This window comes from Pectobacterium sp. A5351 (assembly GCF_028335745.1).
Classification (GTDB): domain Bacteria; phylum Pseudomonadota; class Gammaproteobacteria; order Enterobacterales; family Enterobacteriaceae; genus Pectobacterium.
Window position 1 is genome coordinate 528902 of sequence record NZ_CP116477.1, and the last position, 20694, is coordinate 549595.

Sequence of the window (20694 nt, forward strand, 5' to 3'; positions counted from 1 at the left end):
TGCTCAGGTGCTAAAAGATACTCGAATGATTTTATGACAACGCTCCTGACGGGTTTTCTATCACATAGAAAGCCCGTCAGGAGCCAACAAGCGCAGCGCGTTAGCCAGCCGAATGACTCCGCGCATAAATATACGGCGCGACATATCCTTCGCGGTTGACGTCCAGATAATCCGACCACCACTGCATCATTTCGATTCTGGCTTCCAGATGTTCCGCTTTATGCACGTAAGCCGCCGTACGCCGTTGCGCTCTTTGTGGCTCATCTGCCGCTCAATGGCATCCTTTGACCAGCGCCCGGACTCGTTCAGCGCGCTACAGGCCATAGTCCTGAAGCCGTGGCCGCAGATTTCGGTTTTTGTGTCGTAGCCAATCACGCGCAGCGCCTTGTTGATGGTGTTTTCACTCATCGGCTTGTTCAGGGTATGTGCGCCGGGAAAAACGAAGACCGATTCGCCGGAAATCGCCTGAATCTGTTTCAGCAGGGCGACCGCCTGCCGTGACAGCGGCACCAGATGTTCATCCTTCATTTTTGCGCCACGCTCTGAGAACCGCACGCCGTCTACCGCTTCGCGCTGGGCGGGCACGCTCCAGATATGCGCTTTCAGGTTGAATTCATCCCAGCGGGCAAAACGGAGTTCGCTGGAGCGCAGAAACACGTGCAGATTCAGTTCCAGCGCCAGACGGGTGAGCATCCGGCCTTTGTAGTTTTCCATCTTCTCCAGCAGTTCAGGCAGGCGTTTCAGCGGCAGGGCGGGGTGATGTTGGGTCGCCACCGGGGTCACGACGCCATCTAAATCGTAAGCCGGATTGTATTTGATGACGCCCTGCTGGACGGCGTGACGCATGATTTTGGTCAGATGCTGGCGTACCCGTCCGGCGACGTCATGCACGCCTTTATCGTCAATTGTCTTAACCAACTGCGCCAGATGGCGGGTTTCAACCTGCGCGATATCCATCGCGCCAATAGCGGGGAAAACGTAGCGTTTCAGGCAGGTAAGAATTTTATCGGCGTGGGCGTCTGACCAGAGTTTCAGGCTACTGGTGTGCCACGCCTGAGCGATATACTGAAAGGTGCGGGATTCCTCAACGGCGGGGTTGTTCGATTTACGAAGCTGAGAAGGACTAATGCCTGACGCCAGTAGCTTACGCGCTGCATCGCGTTTTTCACGGGCTTCCGCCAGTGTAGTTTGAGGGTAGGGACCAAAAGCCAGACGGTTTTCTTTACCGCCGAGGCGATGGCGGAAATACCATAGCTTAGCGCCGCTGGTGGATACCGTCAGGTACAGGCCTTGCGAGTCGGTGAGCTTATAAGATTTTGCGAGAGGTTTCGCGGATCGGACTTTGCTGTCAGTTAACATGTGAGGGTCACTCCCGTTCATCGAACTGAATGACCCGCAATCTGACCCACAAATTCCCCGATACGAAGGGATAAATCAAAACGCATCGGAAAAGATTTTTACGCCAACTTATTGAATTACAGACACATAGGAATTGATAAGGAGGCATAAAAAAGGAAAGGTGGTGCCGGACTCGGGATCATACTAATGATTAACTTGCTGTTAATTATCTATTTTGTTGATATTTATCGTAAACAGCGCCCCCACGAAGGCCCCACATAAAATTGCTTTGGTTTTGTGAGAGTTATCACGAAAACCGTATAAGTAGTTAGATTCTATCCGCAGTCCACTGAACCCTTTCATTTAAAACACGGTTTTATATTTTTGCCTGCCACAGGTAGTAAGTGATTGTAGTTAAATCTTCCGTGTTTCCGGCATATACGTGGGAAGTTTCCCCGCAGTGAATGTTTAGCTACTTACCTATATTTATAAGATTTTTAAGTCGGTACATATTGTTCCACATATCGGACGATGATACGAACAAAATGGGATGGCACAATTCATTGAACTTGACAGGATTTTATTGCATTGGGAAAAAATATCCCATAAATTTCATAGTGTTGATAATAATAGACTTATTGGTGTTGATTTAGTTGAACGTTTTATCGTACATGGAACATACAAGGAGTCGGGATGCCAGAGGACGTAAAAAACATGCTTAGCGCAATGGGGAAAAGAGTTGCTAAGCTTATTCCCTATGTCGTTTTGTTATCAGGAGTAGTTGTCTGGAGCTATTTGAACAGTATAGGGCGAGTAGATATTTTCCCTGATATACTTTCGTTTAATGCTGGGCTTATGTCGATTTTGGTTTCAGTTATGATATTTGCTCTGGCAATTTCAATGACATTGATTGTACCCAGTTCTATATTGATAGTTATTAAGTCAACTTATGAAAAAAACAGTCGTGCTGTAAGTGTATTATCGAAGCTTCCTGCTGCATGTTTGTGTTTATCCATACTGTATTTGGCTATGGTTTTTATCCCATTCATACCTGAGGTGGCGGAAGTAACTAATAGATATGAACCAGGGATTGTTCTAATAGTCTCAATTATTTTGTTTTTGTCATTTTGCTTTGTATTCCTGACGTTAATGAGAAATTTTAAATGGAATAAAGATGATGGTGTAATAAGTAATATAGGGGGTTTTATCGCGCATACACTCGTAAATATGTTTGGAACTTTTTCTGCGACATTGTCAATTTCTATCCCGATCTCATTCCTTATGCAGTCTAGCAAAGGGGAAAGTACTACTGCTGTAATTTTTGCACTGTTATTTATGATTGCATTCTCTTTTCTTGCTTTCTTTCCTTCAATTATTTATTTTACCAGTATGGAAAGAACAAAATGCAGTATTGCTTCAGCCATTCATCAAATATCATTGGCAATTGTGGGTGTGGTTTTGGTAACATTTTTATTCTTCCCTAATATCTCAACAATATTTATATATTCATCACTCAATGCGATTGGTCTTGTTAGTAAAACACCACATTTTTATCTCATTAACGGAGAAAAGTATAAACCTGCTATGTTTCATAAAACGTCGTGGGATACTCAGGTGCTATCAAACATGGGAGAACATTTTTACATTAAAGGCGTGAATGTATTTTCTGTGGAAAGTAAAAACCTGATTTGTCCTATGGCAGTGGTAAAAATTAGGGATGAGACATATGAGAGAGATTACGTATCTTTTGTTCCGTTTGCAGATAGTAAGAAAATTGCGGAATTAAAAAAAATGACCAAAGACTGTCTGGTATTAGACGATGGTGATATTCAACAATGGGATACATTGTTTGATGATAATGGGAAAGTGAGGGAGTGATATTTTGCGATAAAATAATAAAGATTAGCTGCCGGGAACGCTTACCTTAGTTATGTGTGGAGTCAGGTCCACACATAACGGCCTGAGGTCCACATATAGTGGGGGGAACTCCACACATAGCGGCGCTAAAAAAACCATGTTGCATTAGTTCCATCCCCCTTACATTGAACATCTTCGAAACTTACATTTGATATGTTTGAACAAAGGTTTTTGAGATAACTAGAAGTGGTGTTATTTCTAATTTATAGATTATATTAGTATTTTTGCTATACTTTTGAGATACTGTCATGCGCCCGTTGAGATAACTGAACATCATGGCTCAATTTAATCACTTTGAACTCTCACTTCTGAACCCCAGTTTTGACTCCCCTTTAGTCGATGCGCTGACAGAGCTGGAGTTACTCCGGCATCTGAGACTGGAAACGGATGTTCACCCTATCCTGTTTGCGCAATTGAAAGCCGTTTTCCACATGCTGGAGAGTCTGGGCTCTGCGAGGATTGAGGGAAACCATACGACACTTGCCGACTATGTGGAAAGCAAAGTCGAAGGAACACAGAGTTCGACGGATCAGCTCAAAGAAATCAACAATATTGAAGCCGCGATGGAATTCATCGACGAGCATCTAAATAATGGTGATGAGATAACGGAATATTTTATCCGCGAGTTACATAGTCTGGCGGTTGTCGGGTTGCAACAGGAAGGCGACAGAACGCCCGGTGCCTATCGACAACATAACGTCAGCATCGCTCAGTCTGACCATTTACCGCCGGATCATATCCACGTTCCTGACTATATGTCAGAACTGACCGGCTTTATTAACCGTGCTGATAAACCAAAATATGATCTGATGAAAATTGCACTGGTGCATCACCGTTTTGGCTGGATACACCCATTCGGTAACGGTAATGGCAGAACGGTCAGATTGCTAACCTATGCGTTATTGATCAAATATGGTTTTAATGTTCAGGCAGGTGGCCGGGTTCTTAATCCGACAGCGGTATTCTGTAATGATCGTGAGCGTTATTACGCCATGCTTTCGTTAGCGGATAAGGGAACAGAGCAGGGCTTAGAAGAATGGTGTTTATATGTACTCTCGGGTATCTCATCTGAGTTGAAGAAAGTCGATCAACTGACAAATCATGCTTTTTTGAGTACAAAAATACTGTATCCGGCGATCGACTTTTCATCTGAAAGAGGGCTAATAAACCCGTTGGAATCTAAAGTTCTGAAACGCGCTGTCGAGTTGGGGACGATAAAAGCGAGTGATCTACGCACAGCTTTACCTGACATGAAACCAGCGCAGGTGACTTATCAGCTCGGCAAATTGATTGACCGGGGACTGCTCCAACCAGTGGAAGAGGGAGCTCGTTCCTATACGGCGAAGTTTTCGAACTCATATCTGATCCGTGGGGTGATTAAGGTACTACGTGAAGAAGGGTTTATTCCTGATTTGTAAAATAAAAATTAATTATAGAATAATTATTCTAAAGTATATTACATATATAGATTTGTGATATGCCACATAGTAACAATGTGATATATCACAATTTCTAATTTTTTAATGTGTATTAGGTCCGACTTGAAATAGCAGTGTTCTCCGTATTATAACCTTACTAAAGATTGATAATCTGCAACGAGCGTAGTGTGGATTTGGTATTGTAGTATTTTAATAAATGGTAATATGTTCAATAGGTAAATTGATTCGTTTTTTCATGCGCTTAGATCAAGCCAGACGTGTTTGTCATCATTACTTTTTAACTTAATATCGGGATCTTTTAAAATTAGATCATCTAAACCACTTTCAATATTAATGATGTAAGGGGTTGTCTCACTAACAGAGCATTCACCAAAGATAAAACGATATTCTCTTTGGTAAGAGTACTCAAGGGATTTACAAGTATTTCCCCATAAAGAACTCTCTCCAGTATATTTAACTTCAGAAGATGAAAACGGTAATTTACTATGTTTTTTTAATCGATCAAGCAACTCCTTTAATTTTAGCGGAGGAATAAATGCATAATGCCCTCCGAATTGATATTTCATTTTTTCTATATCTTGGATTAGCTGGCTTAGTGAGTTTTCATCTTTAGGTAACCTTAATGTAAACCAACAGTGCATCCATGCATCTCTTTGTTGAGCATTATGCACGGTAACTCCATGTACGCCTTTCAATTCTATATCATTGATTTTTAATTTAATATCATCGTCGCCCCTTGATTTTCTATAGGAGAAGGAGCAACTCTCAAATTTATCAGACACACCTTCTTGTTTAGCTAATCTGTAAACTTCGGGAGGTATACAATAAAGACATCCTTCTATTAATTTTTCTAAAAAATCCTCGTTTCTAAAAAATTTTATTAATCCTAAAAATTTATTTTCTTTCATTTCACTATATCCTTATCACAATGAAAATCATTCTTTAAAGTTATATTTTTATATGTAATAACAAAATTAATGGAATGTATAACTAATGTGAAAATACAGAAATAATTTATGTAATATACCGTAATAGCATAATTATCTATTATAAGATATAGATGAAAAGCTATTGGCCTGCCCCCTCATAGATTAATGCCATCTTTGTTTTAGGATAGCGTTACATCGACTAGTTGGAGTAACATACAAAATATTATCTAGCACACTTTTTATATTTATCTTAATGTTTTTTATTTTCTTCTATTATATGATTCTTTTGCTTTCACTAGATATCCGTCATGCTCCATGATCTTTTTTATAAACATTTCAATTAAATCAATGGAGTAGTAGTGATATTCTGGGTTTTCATTTTTATGATGATATTTATTATTACTATTTTTCCATGAATTTTTGCATATAACCGCATCGAAACAATTTCTATTTATTACATACTTACCTTCTCTATTTTTCGAAGTAAGACATTTTGACAACTTATCTTCACTATATCTGGAATGCAATCTATCATTGATTTCTTTTATAGCATTTTTTTGCAGAAATGGATGCGTTTGAGAGCGATCAACAGCTTGTTTTATAACAAGTGCTTTCTTTAGCCCTTCCATACCTTCTTCTGCTTTAGCAAGAATGATGGAATTCCCATCCTCTGAGTCTTTCACGAAAACAAGTTTTACATTTAGGGGAATTGCGAATTCAATATCATCATTATTTTCCATAACATTATATAAAGATGATGTTAAGTTAAGTATGTCATCAGCAATATTTCCATATGTTGATTTCATCATTGCAACTGGAGGGGATTTAAATTCTCCAACTAATGAAATCATCCCCACATGGGAGTTTTTTAAAAATGATATCTCAGTAAATTCTTCAAAATGAGAGGTGAAATTCAAAACACCTGACTGAAATATTCTCGATATAATACCTTGAACTTCCGGCATTAACAAATGAACAGCTTGATCCCTGAAATAAGCTATTTGCTCAATGTTCTTTCTGACTTTCGATTCGACAGGATAAATCCTGTCCAAACATTCTCTTAAAGAAATTGTTTCTTTAATTCCTTTTTTGTTGGTTTGTTTAAAGATTGTTTTTTCACCATCTTTCTCAATTATTTTTGCTTTGAGAAATTGCTCCCATGCTGTACAAAAACACATAACAAACGCATCCATTTTATTTTCTAATGATGGTCTATTATATAACTCCAATGCTAATATCATATTGTCTCTTGACTTTTTCAATAATGCCTTTGCTAACTTTGATTTGCAGTTATGTCCTAAAGCTATTATATGTTTACTCTGAGATAATTGTTTGGCAAACTCTATCAGAGAAATACTTAGTGTATTTGAAGACTCAAATGAACTATTCCCGCTTTCACTGATAAATTCAGAAAGTTGACCTTTTCCATAATAAGTTTTAAATGTTGCTGGCTTCCAGCCTGTAGCTTTTAGAATATCAAACTCATCAAATATCTTATGGTTTTTTTCTGCATCTTGTAAAAAAATATAAAGTGCAGAAATGCTCTTGTTAATTTTCATACTATAATGCCTTATCTTGAATTTATTATTTTTGAATAAATATATTTTCAAATTTATTATAATTACTTGAGTTTTTTTATGTTGTTTTTATTTATCAATAATTATCTTTCTCGAAAATATGTTATTAATTTTTTAAAACTAAACCCAACACCAGATATATTAGGTTCTAGTATTATTGAATCTACGATCGCAGAACCAACTCCTTTTTTTATTTCTTTTGCTATTGTAAAGTCAGAAAGATCTTTTTCTGACTCAATATCTGAAAATATTCTTCCAATGAGAGATATAACTTCAGTCGTGTTTGTGCAAAACTTTTTTATAGGAATTAATACTAGTTTAAGGTCACCTGAATTGGATTCTTTATATAATCCCTTGTTCTTGTTATATCCGTAATTGTTTTCCTTGAAATAGGATGGGTGCGCATTGGTTATTAAAATAGCTGGGAGAATGTTATCTCCTTTTTCATTATTTATCTGATGCCATGAAAATACTTCATTTTCAAAATGAGCAAGTTCGGTTCCTTTTATCACAATAGCCCTATTTTTTGCAGCTATGCTTGCCATCTTATCAAAATTCTCATTTATAGCTTTTGCTAATGGTTCATTCCATCCGTAATCGAGCAAATATATTAGATAATCTCTGTTTTCACTTTTAGGGATATTATTAAGTGAGTGAACATAAAGCCCCATGTTTTCCCTCCAAATATATCATCTGTGCATACTATGATTTCTATATTTAAATATATTAAAGGTTATTTGACCATTGATTATGTGCTTTCAATACAACCTCCGCAAAATCATCATCAACCGTATAAAAATAACACTCCGGCACATTAAGCACTTTAGCAAACGCGCACATCATCTCAAATGTTGGGCGATGTATACCGCTTTCATATTGGGATATGCGTGATCGTGCAGTGGCTTCCTCAATGCCAGCCAGTACGCCTAGCTTTTCTTGAGTTAGATTGGCTTGTAAACGAGCCGTTTTAAGGCGAATGGGCAACATGATGGCACCATCAATAAGGATATTGATAGCATGTTTAGCACTACTTTACATGTAGGTTGCTTAGAGTTCCTGAACAATCGAGAAGGGGATTTATTTGCATTCGTTAAGAATGACTCTGATGTTTAAGGTAAAGCTCCAGAACCATCTCAGCAAAATCATCGTTAACGGTGTAAAAGTAGCATTCCGGCACATTAAGTACCTTTGCAAATGCGCACATCATTTCAAATGTTGGACGATGTATCCCACCTTCATACTGAGACACGCGGGAACGCGCAGTTTCTTCTTCAATGCCAGCAAGAACTCCCAATTTTTCCTGAGTTAGATTAGCCCGTAGTCGGGCGGCTTTGAGACGAGTAGGCAGCATCCATTACACCATCAATGATCATACATTGACTTAGTGTTTAGCATTACTTAACATCGTAGTTGTTTAGACTATCTGAACAAATGATGTTTAATGTGAGGCCACAAAATAAGGATCATGGAGATGATTGATCAGGATTGGCACCCGGCAGATATCATCGCCGGGTTAAGAAAGAAGGGAACAACATTGGCAGCCGTTTCCCGAGAAGCGGGGTTAGCGTCTTCCACGCTGGCAAACGCGTTAACGAAACACTGGCCGAAAGGGGAAAAGCTGATTGCGGAAGCGCTGGGGGTTTCACCTGCGGAAATCTGGCCTTCCCGTTACCGCAAATCAGAAGATCGTTAAAGTAAAACAGGATCTCCCGAACCGTTATCGAACTAGGTCGGTAACGGTTCGGGAGAAGGCAAGCGAAGCGCGACAGTTTACTTTTGTTGTTCGCCCCATGCTCTCACCCCATGACTTCGCCCTATGGTATGGGGCGAATGTATGTGGCGAGAGTGTGAGGCGAATGCAGTGGCAGCAATGCAGCCCTGTGCCGGAAAATACATTTCCCGGCACAAAACGGCGTGCGCCAGTTCATGCGGGCTGGACGCCCTTATTGCCTGGCACATGAGGGTAATGTCGCGGCTGGACGCCACGCCAAAACCCCCAAGGTCAACAGCGGCACACCGTCGCGCGCTACGCGCGACCAACCCCTTTAAGACGCGCGTTTTAGCCTGTTATTTCTCTTTCTCGCAAGCTCGGTGTGAAATAACGGGAAACGCTGCTTTAAATGGGTTGGTCGCGCCTCGCTACCGGCTTGTGGCCGGAGACTTAGCGGCGACGGTGTGCGGGGCAAGCCCCCCAAATAAACCGACGCGTGGACGCGTCTTTTTGCTCGCTGGGGCGGCAAAATTTATTCGGCTCCCCCCGGCCTGCTCGGTTCCCCTTGGGGGCGAACGCTCGCGTGTGGGTTCGGGTGGCGCAAATTAGCCATTTCTACGAAATGAAATTTACTCGCCTCACGCCACTTTTTAATTTCTGCTGTTCGCATCCATTAAAAAGCCATACAAGGGCGGCCTGTCATATCGCTTGTCCCTGTAAACACGGGTAATTTTGATGATGACAGAATCCCGCTGTTGTATCAGGGATGTTCGGTGCTCGCTCTGCTGCGCTCCGCCTCAGCCCTGATACAACAGCGGCGTAGAGAAACAAGATAAGCCGCCTCTGTTCGATTAGAAGCGACTTATTCCATCGGTGTATCAGTCTGGCTCAGGCAACCTTAATCGACTTCTCAAAGCGGTAAGCCGGGATGAATTGATGCTGGCAGGCATCGAGATAATCTGACCACCATTGCATCATCTGAGTCCGTTCGTCGAGGTGTTCCGCTTTGTGAATATAGGCGGCACGAACGTGATTGCGCTCCTGATGGCTCATCTGCCGCTCCACCGCATCTTTTGACCAGCGACCTGATTCGATCAACGCACTACACGCTATTGTGCGGAAGCCATGTCCGCAGATGTCCACCTGTGTGTCATAACCCATTGCGCGCAGCGCCTTGTTGATGGTGTTCTCACTCATTGGCTTACGGGCATCGTGATCGCCGGGAAAGAGTAATTCCCCATTGCCGGACAACAGTTTTAGCTGCTTCAGTATCGTTACCGCCTGTTTTGACAGCGGCACCAGATGCGGTGTTTTCATTTTTGCGCCGCGCTCTGAGTGACGCACGCCAGCGATAGCTTCCCGCTGTGCGGGAAGTGTCCACATGGCGTTATCCAGATCGATCTCCGTCCAACGGGCAAAACGCAATTCACTGGAGCGGATAAAGATCAGTAAATTAAGCTGTACCGCCAACCTTGTTAGCAGTCTGCCTGAATAGCCTTCTATTCTTTCCAGCAGTTCCGGCAACTTTTCAAGCGGCAGGGCAGGGTAATGGTTTTTCGGCGGCGGGGTGATAGCGCCGCAGAGATCATTGGCCGGATTGCTGGCAATCAGTCCTTCCTGTACGGCGTAACGCATGATGACTGTCGTACGTTGCTGTATCCGTGCAGCCGTTTCCAGACAACCCTTTTTCTCCGCTACCCGCAGCGGGATCAGAAGGTTGGCGGTTTTCAGGTCGGTGACAAGGACATTGCCGATGAGCGGAAAAACGTGCAGTTCCAGTGAACGCAGTACTTTGGCAGCGTGTGCCTCACTCCAGCGAATGTTGGCGCCCACCCACTGACGGGCAACGGCTTCAAAGGTATTGCCGTTTTTCTTTACCTGTTTGTCGTGCTGTTTTTTTACGCCGGGATCGTCCCCTGCGCTGAGAATAGTCCGGGCTTCTTCACGTAGCTTACGGGCACTGGCAAGCGTGACAGTCGGGTAAGCGCCAAACGCCAGCTTTTTCTCCTTGCCGCCGAAGCGGTACTTGAGATGCCAGAGTTTGGAACCGTTGGGTTTAATCAGCAGGTACAGACCCTGCGCGTCGCTGAGTTTGTAAGGTTTATCGAGCGGCTTGGCGTTGCGGATGGCGGTATCAGTCAGAGGCATGGTGGGGGCTCCGTAGTTTATCGAACCGACAGGCCCCCAATTAAGCCCCCAAAAACTACGGATGTCAAAAAATCTGGTAGTACCTTGAGGTACTCCAGATTTTCATTAACTTACTGATTTTTCTATGTTCCCGGACGTATAGGAACGTCCCAAAACAAAAATATGGTGCCCGGACTCGGAATCGAACCAAGGACACGAGGATTTTCAATCCTCTGCTCTACCGACTGAGCTATCCGGGCAACGGGGCGCATTAAACCGTATTGGCCGCGTGGCGTCAACGGGTTTATCAACGAAAGCGCGGAAAACCCTACTGACTGCCGACTTTTCAGCCAAAATGCGGGCTTTACCGCATTTTGTGCCTGAAATCAGGTGAGTGCGCCGTTTTTGCGGCACAGCGCAAAGCGTAACACATCTTCTGCTAACCGCTGGGCAGTGGCGATGCTGGCGGCTTGATGCTTGACCAGCAGGTTGCTCAGGCAGCCTTCCAGAATCAATTCCATCTGCTGCGCGACCATCTCAGGATCGTCGGTTTCCAGCTCTTCCAGCAAATCGCGGGTGTATTGGTAAGACGCCAGCTTTTGCTGTTCCGCAATCTGGTGGATAGGATGGGCGATATCAGGGAAGAAGCTGCATGCCGCAATAAACAAGCAGCCCGGATAGCGCTGTTTGTTCACCGACTCGTGCAGCACCTGATAGCGTGCCAGCAGCTTCTGCTCGATGCTTTTCTCGTCGTCCAAGATAAGCTGACGCCGCCAGGTATCGACCTGCTGGCTATGGTGACGCAGGCCGTCATACAGCAGCGTCTCCCGATCTGGCCAGAATGGCGTCAGTTCTTCTACCGGAACCCCCAGCCTCTCCGCCAGCATATCCAGCGTTGTCATGGCAAAGCCGTGCTGCTCCAGCAGAGTAAGCGCATGTTCAAGAACGTCTTCCCGTTGCATTAGGTCTCCTCCAGAAGCACAACAAGCGAATTGAAAGTGTCGTTTATGGGCTGAACTTCTGCAAATGTGCCTGAAATTGTTCAGCGTTCATAAAACCGGTGACGCGCGAGCCGGGGATTTCTTTCCCCTGAGCGTCAAAAAATACGATGGTCGGCAGGCCTAAAACCTGTAGCTTTTTCAGCAACGCGTTTTGTTCTGCGCGGTTAGCGGTGACGTCCGCCTGTAGCAGCGTGATGCGCGACAGATGGTTTTGCACCGCTGGGTCGCTGAACGTGTATTTCTCGAACTCTTTGCAAGCAACGCACCAGTCAGCGTAAAGATCGAGCATAACAGGCTGAGCGCTCTTTGCCAGCGCGCTGTTGAGATCGGCAATATTGGCGACAGGGGCGAAGTTCAGTGCCGAGGTATGAGCTTGCGCCACGCCAGCCGGAGGAAATACCCAGTCTTGCAGCGGTTTGGCGCTGATCACTACACCTGCCAGCAGCAGTAGCTGCACGCCGCGCATCCAGCCTTTGCTGCTGCGCAGCGTCAGCATGAGCGCCCAGCCGAAGAAGGCGATGCCGAGCGCGCTCCACAGGCGCATTCCCCACGTTTCACCCAGAATGCGTTCCAGCAGGAAGACGGGCAGTGCCAGAATAATGAAGCCAAACGCTTCCTTAACGTACTGCATCCACGGGCCGCTGCGCGGTAGCAGTTTGTTGCCGAACAGCGTGACCAGAATGAGCGGTAAACCCATGCCGAGCGCGTAGAGATAGAGTGTGCCGCCACCTGCCAGCATGTTGCCGCTCTGGGCGATATAAAGCAGGATGGCGCTGAGCGGCGCGGTGGTGCAGGGGGAACAAATGAGTCCAGCCAGTGCGCCCATGAAGAATACGCCCGTGACGGAGCCGCCCTGCTGACGGTTGCTCCACTCTGTCAGTCGGGTTTGTACCGATGACGGGAGCTGGAGCGTATAGAGGCCAAACATGGACAGCGCCAGCGCAGCAAACATGACTGACAGACCAATCAAAATATAAGGATGCTGGAGCGCGGCCTGAAAGTGTAACCCGGCGGCGGCGACAACCAACCCGAGCAGCGTGTAAGTCAGCGCCATGCCCTGAACGTAGGTCATCGACAGCAGCAGCGTTCGACGTGGTGTCAGTTGTTCTTTTCTGCCCAGTACCAGACTGGCAATCAGCGGGTACATCGGTAAGACACAAGGTGTGAAGGCGACGCCTATACCAATCAACAGCGCCCACCACGGCGAGAACGGCCTCGGCGTGCTCTGCGGTGGTGCGGTCTGGCTTGATGTGGTTGCGAGCGGGGAGACTGTACCTGCACTAGTCAGCACCTGACTGAGAGGAACGGTACGTGTTTCCGGTGGGTAACAGAAGCCCGCATCGGCGCAACCTTGATAGGTAACTTTAATTGTTGCACCGTCTTCAGCCCGTTCAATCGGAACCGCTAGCGCCAATCGATCTCGAAAAATAAAGACCTGACCGAAAAACTCGTCGTTATGGCTTTCGCCCTGCGGTAGTTCTACCTGGCCGAGCGTGGTGCCGTTTCCTTCGATCTTGATTTGCGCACGGTACAGATAGTAATCGGGATGGATATCCCAGCGCAGGTTGAGTTGGTTCTCCTGCTGCTGAAACTCAAAAGCGAAAGCACCATCGACCGGCAAAAAGCGTGATGTAGTGCTGTTGCCAAATAACTTTTGGCCGAAAGAAGAGGCGGCCACACTGGGGGGGCTAAAAGCCGTCCATAACAGGAAAATCAGCGTAAAGATGCGTTGAGCCATGTCAGATAATCGCTATCGCCCCCGGATACCGGCAGAACTAATAGCTCCGGTGTATCGTATGGGTGTTGTTGTTTCAGGTGAGTCAGCAGCGCTTGCTGATGTGAGGTATCGCTTTTTATCAGCATTTGTACTTCTGATTGCTGTTCGAGCTTGCCTTCCCAGTAGTATAGCGAACGTGCGCCGGGCAGCAGGGTGACGCAGGCGGCGAGTCGCGTTTCCAGCAGCGAATGGGCAAGCCGTTGCGCGCAGGCGTCGTCAGGTGCGGTACACAATATGACGACAGCATCGCAAAGCGGGCGGTCAGACATTACATCCTCCGTGTCAGATGAACAAATTCCAGACAACCAGAACCACACTATACCTTGCTTTATTGTTTGAAGGGAATGAACTGCGCGGGGGAGAATGAGGCGGATCGACGGGTTAAGCCGATCCGCGGGGGACTGTCTGAAAGGCAATCTTTAGATCAGGATGCTGCCGAGGATAAAGCCAAATATCACCGACAGCGTAATCGCCAGCACGCCGGGAATCAGGAAGGAGTGGTTAAACACAAACTTGCCGATGCGCGTTGAGCCGGTGTCGTCCATCTCCACCGCCGCCAGTAGGGTTGGATAGGTTGGTAGAACGAACAGGGCAGAAACCGCCGCGAAAGACGCCACGGCCGTGACCGGAGACACGCCCAGTAGCAGCGCCGCAGGCATGAGCGCTTTCGCGGTGGCCGCCTGAGAGTAAAGCAGCGTAGCGGCGAAGAACAAGACGACGGCCAGCATCCACGGGTAGCTTTGCAGCAGCGCGCCTGCGGTGTCCTGAATATCGGAAATGTGTGCTTTAACAAAGGTATCGCCCAGCCAGGCTACGCCCATCACGCAGATACAGGCGCTCATGCCGGACTTAAACGTGCTGGCAGAGAGGATGCGCGCGGTGTCGATTTTGCAGGTGATGCAAATCAGCGTGGCGATAGTCAGCATGAAGACTACAATCGCTTCGTTACGCGGCAGAACCGGGTTCTGGATCAGCCCTACCGTACCGCTGATCGCTGTGGCATACAGAACGACAGCGACGATGCCGATCAGAAACAGCATCACGGAAAGTTTGGCACCCGGTTTGATCTCATGCTGGCTATTACCGCGCAGCGTGGTTTCGCCTTTTTTCAGCCGTTCCTGATAGATCGGATCGTCTTTCAGCTCTTTGCCCAGGAAGTTGGTCACAATTGCCGTCAGCAGGATCGCGGCGAGCGTGGTCGGAATACAAATGCCCAACAGCAGCAGATAGCTGACCCCGTGCGGCTCAAGAATACCCGCGACAAACACCACCGCCGCAGAGATTGGCGACGCGGTAATGGCGATTTGCGAGGCGACAACGGCGATAGAGAGCGGACGAGAAGGGCGAATCCCCTGCTCTTTGGCGACTTCGGCGATAACCGGCAGGGTGGAAAACGCGGTGTGTCCAGTCCCGGCCAGAATCGTCATGAAATAGGTGACCAGCGGGGCGAGAAAGGTGACGTATTTCGGGTGCTTACGCAGCAGTTTCTCCGCCAGACTGACCAGATAATCCATTCCGCCTGCCACCTGCATCGCGGCGATGGCGGCGATAACGGCCATGATAATTTCAATGACATCAAAAGGGATTACGCCGGGCTTTATCTGAAACCCTAGCGTAAGAACAAGCACTCCCAGGCCACCGGCGAAACCAATGCCGATGCCTCCCAGTCGTGCCCCCAAATAGATGGCGAGCAGAACGATGAATAACTCAAGACCAAGCATGACTATGCTCCTTAATTAATAATAAAAATTTCATAACTTATTCTTATGGCCGTATGCAGCAAAAAATAAAGGCACGCTGTTCTTCGTGAACGGACGTGCCTGTTGGAATTAAATGTCGGTGTTAGGGAAGCTCGTTTTCATCGGTGTAGCGTTTAGCTTTGTACGCCGGATGCATCAGGTTCTGGATGGAGAAAATGTCATCCAGTTCGGCTTCCGTCAGTAGACCTCGCTCCAGTACGACTTCACGCACGCTTTTTCCCGTTTCTGCACAGATCCTGCCGACGATATCGCCGTTGTGGTGGCCGATGAACGGGTTCAGGTATGTCACAATCCCGATGGAGTTGAAGACGTAGGCTTCGCAGACGCTCTTGTTGGCGGTGATACCGTTGACGCATTTTTCCAGCAGGTTATAGCAGGCGTTGGTCAGAATGTGGGTCGATTCAAACATCGCCTGACCGATGACCGGTTCCATCACGTTTAACTGTAATTGCCCAGCCTCTGACGCCATCGTGACGCAGGTGTCGTTACCGATGACCTTGAAGCACACCTGATTGACGACTTCCGGCACCACTGGGTTAACCTTGGCGGGCATGATTGAAGAACCCGCTTGTAGTTCCGGTAGGTTGATTTCATTCAGGCCAGCGCGAGGGCCGGAAGAGAGCAGACGCAGGTCATTACAGATCTTCGACAGCTTCACGGCCAGCCGCTTCAGCGAACTGTGCACCATGACATAGGCACCGCAGTCTGACGTCGCTTCGATCAAATCTTCTGCTGGCACACAGGGCAAGCCGCTGACTTCTGCCAGACGCTGTACCGCCAGTTGCTGGTAGCCATCTGGCGTATTCAGACGTGTACCGATGGCGGTCGCGCCCAGATTGACTTCAAGCAGCAGCTCCGCCGTGCGCAGCAGGTTTTTGATTTCTTCCTGCAACAGCACGTTAAATGCATGAAATTCCTGGCCGAGCGTCATCGGTACTGCGTCCTGCAACTGAGTACGCCCCATCTTTAGCACGTCTTCAAATTCTTTGGCTTTGTGCTCGAAGCCATCGCTCAACTTCGCTATCGCCTCGGTCAGCTTCAGGACGGCCGCGTAGACCGCTATACGAAATCCGGTGGGGTAGGCATCATTCGTGGACTGGCATTTATTCAGATGATCGTTGGGATTCAGGTACTGGTATTCGCCTTTCTGGTGGCCCATCAGTTCCAGACCAATATTGGCTAATACTTCGTTGGTATTCATATTGACCGACGTGCCAGCGCCCCCCTGATAGACATCTACCGGAAACTGATCCATGCATTTTCCGTTATTCAGTACATCATCACAGGCACGGATGATGATGTCGGCGATTTTTTTCGGGATAGTTTGCAGTTCTCTGTTCGCCAACGCCGCAGCCTTCTTCACCATGACCATGCCGCGTACGAACTCGGGAATGTCGCTGATTTTATTGTTGCTGATATAGAAATTTTCGACGGCGCGTAACGTATGCACGCCATAATACGCGTCTGCGGGAACTTCTCGGGTGCCTAACAGGTCTTCTTCAATACGGATGTTTTCTGACATGAGAGTGCCTATCCTGTTGTGCGACTAGTGATGCAACTAGACGTTGTGGGCTGGTGTGTCGGGCGGCGTTATCTGGGGACACTGTTATCTCAGAAAACGTGTTCTCTCAGGCAAACAGTGTGACTCTGGATAAACCGTCTTATCTCGGCAATCGTCTCGGGATGTTTGACTAACCAAGTATCCATTGCCGTGAGGATATGTCGTTATGAAAGCGAAAAACAGGTGTTTAGATCACTATACTGGCGTTCTCTGCCACGACGGTAAATGAACTGTGACTGTAGTCACGCGTCACTATTTTAGAACAATAATCGTAGGGCGGCGGCTTGAAAATGCGGAAAGCCGTACCCATTTCAGTAAATCATGATGTGCCGGATCGCAGAGCAGGCGCGCATTTTACCTAATCCATTGGTAGTAAATCCGATGGGTAGTAAAGCGTACTGGATTTCCAATAGCGATGGCTTAACACGTTATTATTAACATACGTTTTTATTAAAAACAGTACGCGTAAAACACACAGGAGAACCGGGTGCGCTGGTTACCGTTATTACTTATTTTTCTTTTGGCTTACATCGAGATATCGCTGTTTATTCAGGTAGCGGAAGTGCTGGGCGTCGCCATGACTCTGCTGCTGGTGGTCTTCACGTCCTGTGTGGGGGTCTCGCTGGTGCGCAATCAGGGGATGAAGACGCTGGTGCAGATGCAGCAGAAAATGGCAGCCGGTGAAAGCCCGGCGGCTGAAATGGTAAAAAGCGTGTCACTGGTGCTGGCAGGCTTCTTGCTCCTGATTCCGGGTTTCCTGACTGACTTTCTGGGGCTGCTGTTGCTGCTGCCACCGGTGCAAAAAAGCCTGACGCTCAAACTGATGCCTCACCTGCATATCTGGCGTTCCGGCCCCGGCGCGTCGTCGTCTTCTGGTGGTAACACCTTTGAAGGTGAATACCAACGCAAGGATGGCGGGAGCGCAAATATTGAACATCGTGACGATCGTGATGACCGTTAACGTCACGATGAACTGAAAAACAGATAAGGATTATCATATTGATAATCCTTATTTTTATCTGCTTTCAGCGACAAGTGGCCGCTTAACGCAAAAAAAAATGCATTTTCTCCCTTGAAGGGCGGTGAAATGTCCCCACTTAGAACAGCACAAGGCCGATTATGAAAAGCATAAGCGAAACATCGTCGGCGTTTATCCTAAACCGATATGGACTTTCTCAAAGGAGAGCTATCAATGAATATTCGTCCATTGCATGACCGCGTGATCGTCAAGCGCAAAGAAGTCGAGTCAAAATCTGCTGGCGGTATCGTACTGACTGGTTCCGCTGCTGGTAAATCTACCCGCGGTGAAGTTCTGGCCGTAGGTCATGGACGTATCCTGGAAAATGGCGAAGTGAAGCCGCTGGATGTGAAAGTTGGCGACATCGTTATTTTCAATGATGGCTATGGCGTGAAGGCAGAGAAGATCGATAACGAAGAAGTGTTGATCATGTCTGAAAGCGACATTCTGGCAATTGTTGAAGCGTAATTGCGCGTAATCATCTGAACTGAACGAATTTAAGGGAAATACACCATGGCAGCTAAAGACGTAAAATTCGGTAATGACGCTCGCGTAAAAATGCTGCGCGGCGTAAATGTACTGGCTGATGCAGTGAAGGTTACCCTGGGCCCGAAAGGCCGTAACGTAGTTTTGGATAAATCCTTCGGTGCACCGACTATTACTAAAGACGGCGTATCTGTTGCGCGTGAAATCGAGCTGGAAGACAAGTTCGAGAACATGGGCGCGCAGATGGTGAAAGAAGTGGCCTCTAAAGCGAATGACGCAGCAGGCGACGGCACCACGACCGCAACCGTATTGGCGCAGGCTATCATCACTGAAGGCTTGAAAGCTGTTGCAGCGGGCATGAACCCGATGGATCTGAAGCGCGGTATCGATAAAGCCGTTATCGCCGCTGTTGAAGAATTGAAAGCACTGTCTGTACCGTGCTCTGACTCTAAAGCGATTGCTCAGGTTGGTACCATCTCTGCTAACTCCGACGAAACCGTAGGCAAAATGATTGCTGAAGCGATGGACAAAGTCGGTAAAGAAGGTGTTATCACCGTTGAAGAAGGTACCGGTCTGCAAGATGAGCTGGATGTAGTTGAAGGTATGCAGTTCGACCGTGGCTACCTGTCTCCTTACTTCATCAACAAGCCGGAAACGGGTGCGGTAGAACTGGAAAGCCCGTTCATCCTGCTGGCTGATAAAAAAATCTCCAACATCCGCGAAATGCTGCCAGTACTGGAAGCGGTAGCGAAAGCGGGCAAACCGCTGGTTATCGTTGCTGAAGATGTTGAAGGCGAAGCACTGGCAACGCTGGTGGTTAACACCATGCGCGGCATCGTGAAAGTGGCTGCGGTGAAAGCACCGGGCTTCGGCGACCGTCGTAAAGCGATGCTGCAAGATATCGCGACGCTGACTGGCGGTACCGTTATCTCTGAAGAGATCGGTCTGGAGCTGGAAAAAGCGACGCTGGAAGATCTGGGTCAGGCAAAACGCGTTGTGATCAACAAAGACACCACCACCATCATCGATGGTACGGGTGAAGAAGCTGCGATTCAGGGCCGTGTTGCTCAGATCCGTCAGCAGGTTGAGGAAGCAACGTCTGATTACGATCGCGAAAAACTGCAAGAGCGTGTGGCTAAACTGGCTGGCGGCGTAGCCGTTATCAAAGTTGGCGCAGCAACTGAAGTTGAAATGAAAGAGAAGAAAGCACGTGTTGAAGATGCCCTGGCTGCGACTCGCGCTGCGGTAGAAGAAGGCGTAGTGGCCGGTGGTGGTGTGGCGCTGGTTCGCGTTGCAGCGAAACTGGCTTCTCTGACTGCTCAGAACGAAGATCAGAACGTGGGTATCAAAGTTGCGCTGCGCGCGATGGAAGCGCCACTGCGTCAGATCGTTTCCAACGCTGGTGAAGAGCCATCTGTGGTTGCCAACACCGTTAAAGCGGGCGAAGGTAACTACGGTTACAACGCCGCAACGGAAGAATACGGCAACATGATCGACTTCGGTATCCTGGATCCGACCAAAGTCACCCGTTCTGCGCTGCAATACGCAGCTTCTGTTGCGGGTCTGATGATCACCACTGAATGTATGGTAACCGACCTGCCGAAAAGCGATGCGCCTGACTTAGGTGCTGCTGGTGGTATGGGCGGCATGGGTGGTATGGGCGGCATGATGTAATGTGACGCCATTGTCGCCGGAGCGATTTTCCGGTGACAGGGAGTCAGGTTACAGAAGCGCGTCTTTCTGTCCTTCCAAGAGCACTATCCGGTCACGATACCGGGTGGTGCTTTTTTTATGTTCCTCATTTCTGTTTAATCAATTCAATGCATTACTGAGGTGAGCGCTTTTGCGTTTGCCGATTTCCTGCCGGATTACCTGATAAATGAGTCAAGGCGCATCGTGATGGTTGTCGCGTATCCCGCGACATTGCCGAAATGTTGCCACATCGGGGATGAATTGGTTTATAGCGTGTTATCGGGGGAAGCATTCTGCGCTACAATAGGGGCGCTTACTTTATTTACGAATGCTGTTATTTGGCAAAGTAACCCTGTTTGGA

Annotated in this window: 17 protein-coding genes, 1 tRNA gene and 1 pseudogene; 6 read left to right on the top strand and 13 right to left on the bottom strand. The window is 47.1% G+C overall.

Features of this window, described 5'->3' with window-relative positions; translation table 11 throughout:
• Positions 1–100 precede the first annotated feature (100 nt).
• Positions 101–1359, bottom strand: a pseudogene (locus O1Q74_RS02445) (tyrosine-type recombinase/integrase).
• Positions 1360–2031: 672 nt separating this feature from the next.
• On the opposite strand from O1Q74_RS02445, the gene O1Q74_RS02450 reads away from it, so the two are divergent.
• Both O1Q74_RS02450 and O1Q74_RS02455 read left to right on the top strand, forming a co-directional pair.
• The gene (locus O1Q74_RS02450) at positions 2032–3216 is read left to right on the top strand and encodes a hypothetical protein (RefSeq protein ID WP_271875941.1); all 1185 of its coding nucleotides are present in this window, start codon (positions 2032–2034) and stop codon (positions 3214–3216) included.
• Between the two features lie 314 nt (positions 3217–3530).
• The gene (locus tag O1Q74_RS02455) at positions 3531–4673 is read left to right on the top strand and encodes a Fic family protein (protein WP_271875942.1); all 1143 of its coding nucleotides are present in this window, start codon (positions 3531–3533) and stop codon (positions 4671–4673) included.
• A gap of 254 nt (positions 4674–4927) precedes the next feature.
• Here the strand turns inward: O1Q74_RS02455 and O1Q74_RS02460 are convergent, their stop codons facing one another.
• The 5 genes from O1Q74_RS02460 to O1Q74_RS02480 form a co-directional block, all read right to left on the bottom strand.
• Complete coding sequence (locus O1Q74_RS02460; protein ID WP_271875943.1) at positions 4928–5602, bottom strand: hypothetical protein; 675 nt, start codon at positions 5600–5602, stop codon at positions 4928–4930.
• A gap of 281 nt (positions 5603–5883) precedes the next feature.
• Entirely contained in the window at positions 5884–7182 is a 1299-nt protein-coding gene (locus O1Q74_RS02465) for a DUF3644 domain-containing protein (protein WP_180783085.1), read from the bottom strand.
• A 101-nt stretch (positions 7183–7283) separates the two neighbouring features.
• Complete coding sequence (locus O1Q74_RS02470; RefSeq protein ID WP_271875944.1) at positions 7284–7871, bottom strand: hypothetical protein; 588 nt, start codon at positions 7869–7871, stop codon at positions 7284–7286.
• Positions 7872–7926: 55 nt separating this feature from the next.
• Positions 7927–8187, bottom strand: a complete 261-nt coding sequence (locus O1Q74_RS02475) for a helix-turn-helix domain-containing protein (protein WP_033570618.1) — start codon at positions 8185–8187, stop codon at positions 7927–7929.
• 103 nt (positions 8188–8290) lie between these two features.
• Positions 8291–8551, bottom strand: coding sequence for a helix-turn-helix domain-containing protein (locus O1Q74_RS02480; RefSeq protein ID WP_039477842.1), 261 nt, complete (start codon positions 8549–8551; stop codon positions 8291–8293).
• Positions 8552–8671: 120 nt separating this feature from the next.
• Between O1Q74_RS02480 and O1Q74_RS02485 the strand changes: the two genes are divergently transcribed.
• Positions 8672–8893 (top strand): helix-turn-helix domain-containing protein, encoded by a 222-nt coding sequence (locus tag O1Q74_RS02485; protein ID WP_033570620.1) that lies wholly within the window; start codon positions 8672–8674, stop codon positions 8891–8893.
• A 906-nt stretch (positions 8894–9799) separates the two neighbouring features.
• Here O1Q74_RS02485 and O1Q74_RS02490 read toward each other — a convergent pair.
• From O1Q74_RS02490 to aspA, 7 genes are all read right to left on the bottom strand, one after another.
• Positions 9800–11059 carry a tyrosine-type recombinase/integrase gene (locus O1Q74_RS02490; protein ID WP_271875945.1) on the bottom strand — a complete coding sequence of 420 codons (1260 nt, stop codon included), beginning with the start codon at positions 11057–11059 and terminating at the stop codon, positions 9800–9802.
• 163 nt (positions 11060–11222) lie between these two features.
• Positions 11223–11298 (bottom strand) — tRNA-Phe (locus O1Q74_RS02495).
• Positions 11299–11424: 126 nt separating this feature from the next.
• Positions 11425–12000, bottom strand: a complete 576-nt coding sequence (locus tag O1Q74_RS02500) for a transcriptional regulator (RefSeq protein ID WP_271875946.1) — start codon at positions 11998–12000, stop codon at positions 11425–11427.
• Positions 12001–12043: 43 nt separating this feature from the next.
• The gene (locus O1Q74_RS02505; protein ID WP_271875947.1) at positions 12044–13777 is read right to left on the bottom strand and encodes a protein-disulfide reductase DsbD; all 1734 of its coding nucleotides are present in this window, start codon (positions 13775–13777) and stop codon (positions 12044–12046) included.
• Complete coding sequence (cutA, locus tag O1Q74_RS02510) at positions 13753–14085, bottom strand: divalent cation tolerance protein CutA (RefSeq protein WP_271875948.1); 333 nt, start codon at positions 14083–14085, stop codon at positions 13753–13755. Before cutA ends, O1Q74_RS02505 begins: the two co-directional genes overlap by 25 nt.
• A 150-nt stretch (positions 14086–14235) precedes the next feature.
• Entirely contained in the window at positions 14236–15537 is a 1302-nt protein-coding gene (locus O1Q74_RS02515; protein WP_225086808.1) for an anaerobic C4-dicarboxylate transporter, read from the bottom strand.
• Between the two features lie 121 nt (positions 15538–15658).
• On the bottom strand, positions 15659–17098 hold the full coding sequence (gene aspA, locus O1Q74_RS02520; RefSeq protein ID WP_271875949.1) for an aspartate ammonia-lyase: 1440 nt from the start codon (positions 17096–17098) through the stop codon (positions 15659–15661).
• A 526-nt stretch (positions 17099–17624) separates the two neighbouring features.
• Between aspA and O1Q74_RS02525 the strand changes: the two genes are divergently transcribed.
• The 3 genes from O1Q74_RS02525 to groL all read left to right on the top strand — a co-directional run bounded on the left by O1Q74_RS02525 (position 17625) and on the right by groL (position 20315).
• On the top strand, positions 17625–18098 hold the full coding sequence (locus tag O1Q74_RS02525) for an FxsA family protein (protein WP_271875950.1): 474 nt from the start codon (positions 17625–17627) through the stop codon (positions 18096–18098).
• A gap of 231 nt (positions 18099–18329) precedes the next feature.
• Positions 18330–18623 (top strand): co-chaperone GroES, encoded by a 294-nt coding sequence (locus O1Q74_RS02530; protein ID WP_005971295.1) that lies wholly within the window; start codon positions 18330–18332, stop codon positions 18621–18623.
• 45 nt (positions 18624–18668) lie between these two features.
• Positions 18669–20315, top strand: a complete 1647-nt coding sequence (gene groL / locus O1Q74_RS02535; RefSeq protein WP_012773217.1) for a chaperonin GroEL — start codon at positions 18669–18671, stop codon at positions 20313–20315.
• Positions 20316–20694 lie beyond the last annotated feature (379 nt).

Coding starts and splice junctions, on each gene's coding strand:
- O1Q74_RS02450 (WP_271875941.1), top strand. CDS start 2,032: ATGCCAGAGGACGTAAAAAACATGCTTAGCGCAATGGGGAAAAGAGTT.
- O1Q74_RS02455 (WP_271875942.1), top strand. CDS start 3,531: ATGGCTCAATTTAATCACTTTGAACTCTCACTTCTGAACCCCAGTTTT.
- O1Q74_RS02460 (WP_271875943.1), bottom strand. CDS start 5,602: ATGAAAGAAAATAAATTTTTAGGATTAATAAAATTTTTTAGAAACGAG.
- O1Q74_RS02465 (WP_180783085.1), bottom strand. CDS start 7,182: ATGAAAATTAACAAGAGCATTTCTGCACTTTATATTTTTTTACAAGAT.
- O1Q74_RS02470 (WP_271875944.1), bottom strand. CDS start 7,871: ATGGGGCTTTATGTTCACTCACTTAATAATATCCCTAAAAGTGAAAAC.
- O1Q74_RS02475 (WP_033570618.1), bottom strand. CDS start 8,187: ATGTTGCCCATTCGCCTTAAAACGGCTCGTTTACAAGCCAATCTAACT.
- O1Q74_RS02480 (WP_039477842.1), bottom strand. CDS start 8,551: ATGCTGCCTACTCGTCTCAAAGCCGCCCGACTACGGGCTAATCTAACT.
- O1Q74_RS02485 (WP_033570620.1), top strand. CDS start 8,672: ATGATTGATCAGGATTGGCACCCGGCAGATATCATCGCCGGGTTAAGA.
- O1Q74_RS02490 (WP_271875945.1), bottom strand. CDS start 11,059: ATGCCTCTGACTGATACCGCCATCCGCAACGCCAAGCCGCTCGATAAA.
- O1Q74_RS02500 (WP_271875946.1), bottom strand. CDS start 12,000: ATGCAACGGGAAGACGTTCTTGAACATGCGCTTACTCTGCTGGAGCAG.
- O1Q74_RS02505 (WP_271875947.1), bottom strand. CDS start 13,777: ATGGCTCAACGCATCTTTACGCTGATTTTCCTGTTATGGACGGCTTTT.
- cutA (WP_271875948.1), bottom strand. CDS start 14,085: ATGTCTGACCGCCCGCTTTGCGATGCTGTCGTCATATTGTGTACCGCA.
- O1Q74_RS02515 (WP_225086808.1), bottom strand. CDS start 15,537: ATGCTTGGTCTTGAGTTATTCATCGTTCTGCTCGCCATCTATTTGGGG.
- aspA (WP_271875949.1), bottom strand. CDS start 17,098: ATGTCAGAAAACATCCGTATTGAAGAAGACCTGTTAGGCACCCGAGAA.
- O1Q74_RS02530 (WP_005971295.1), top strand. CDS start 18,330: ATGAATATTCGTCCATTGCATGACCGCGTGATCGTCAAGCGCAAAGAA.
- groL (WP_012773217.1), top strand. CDS start 18,669: ATGGCAGCTAAAGACGTAAAATTCGGTAATGACGCTCGCGTAAAAATG.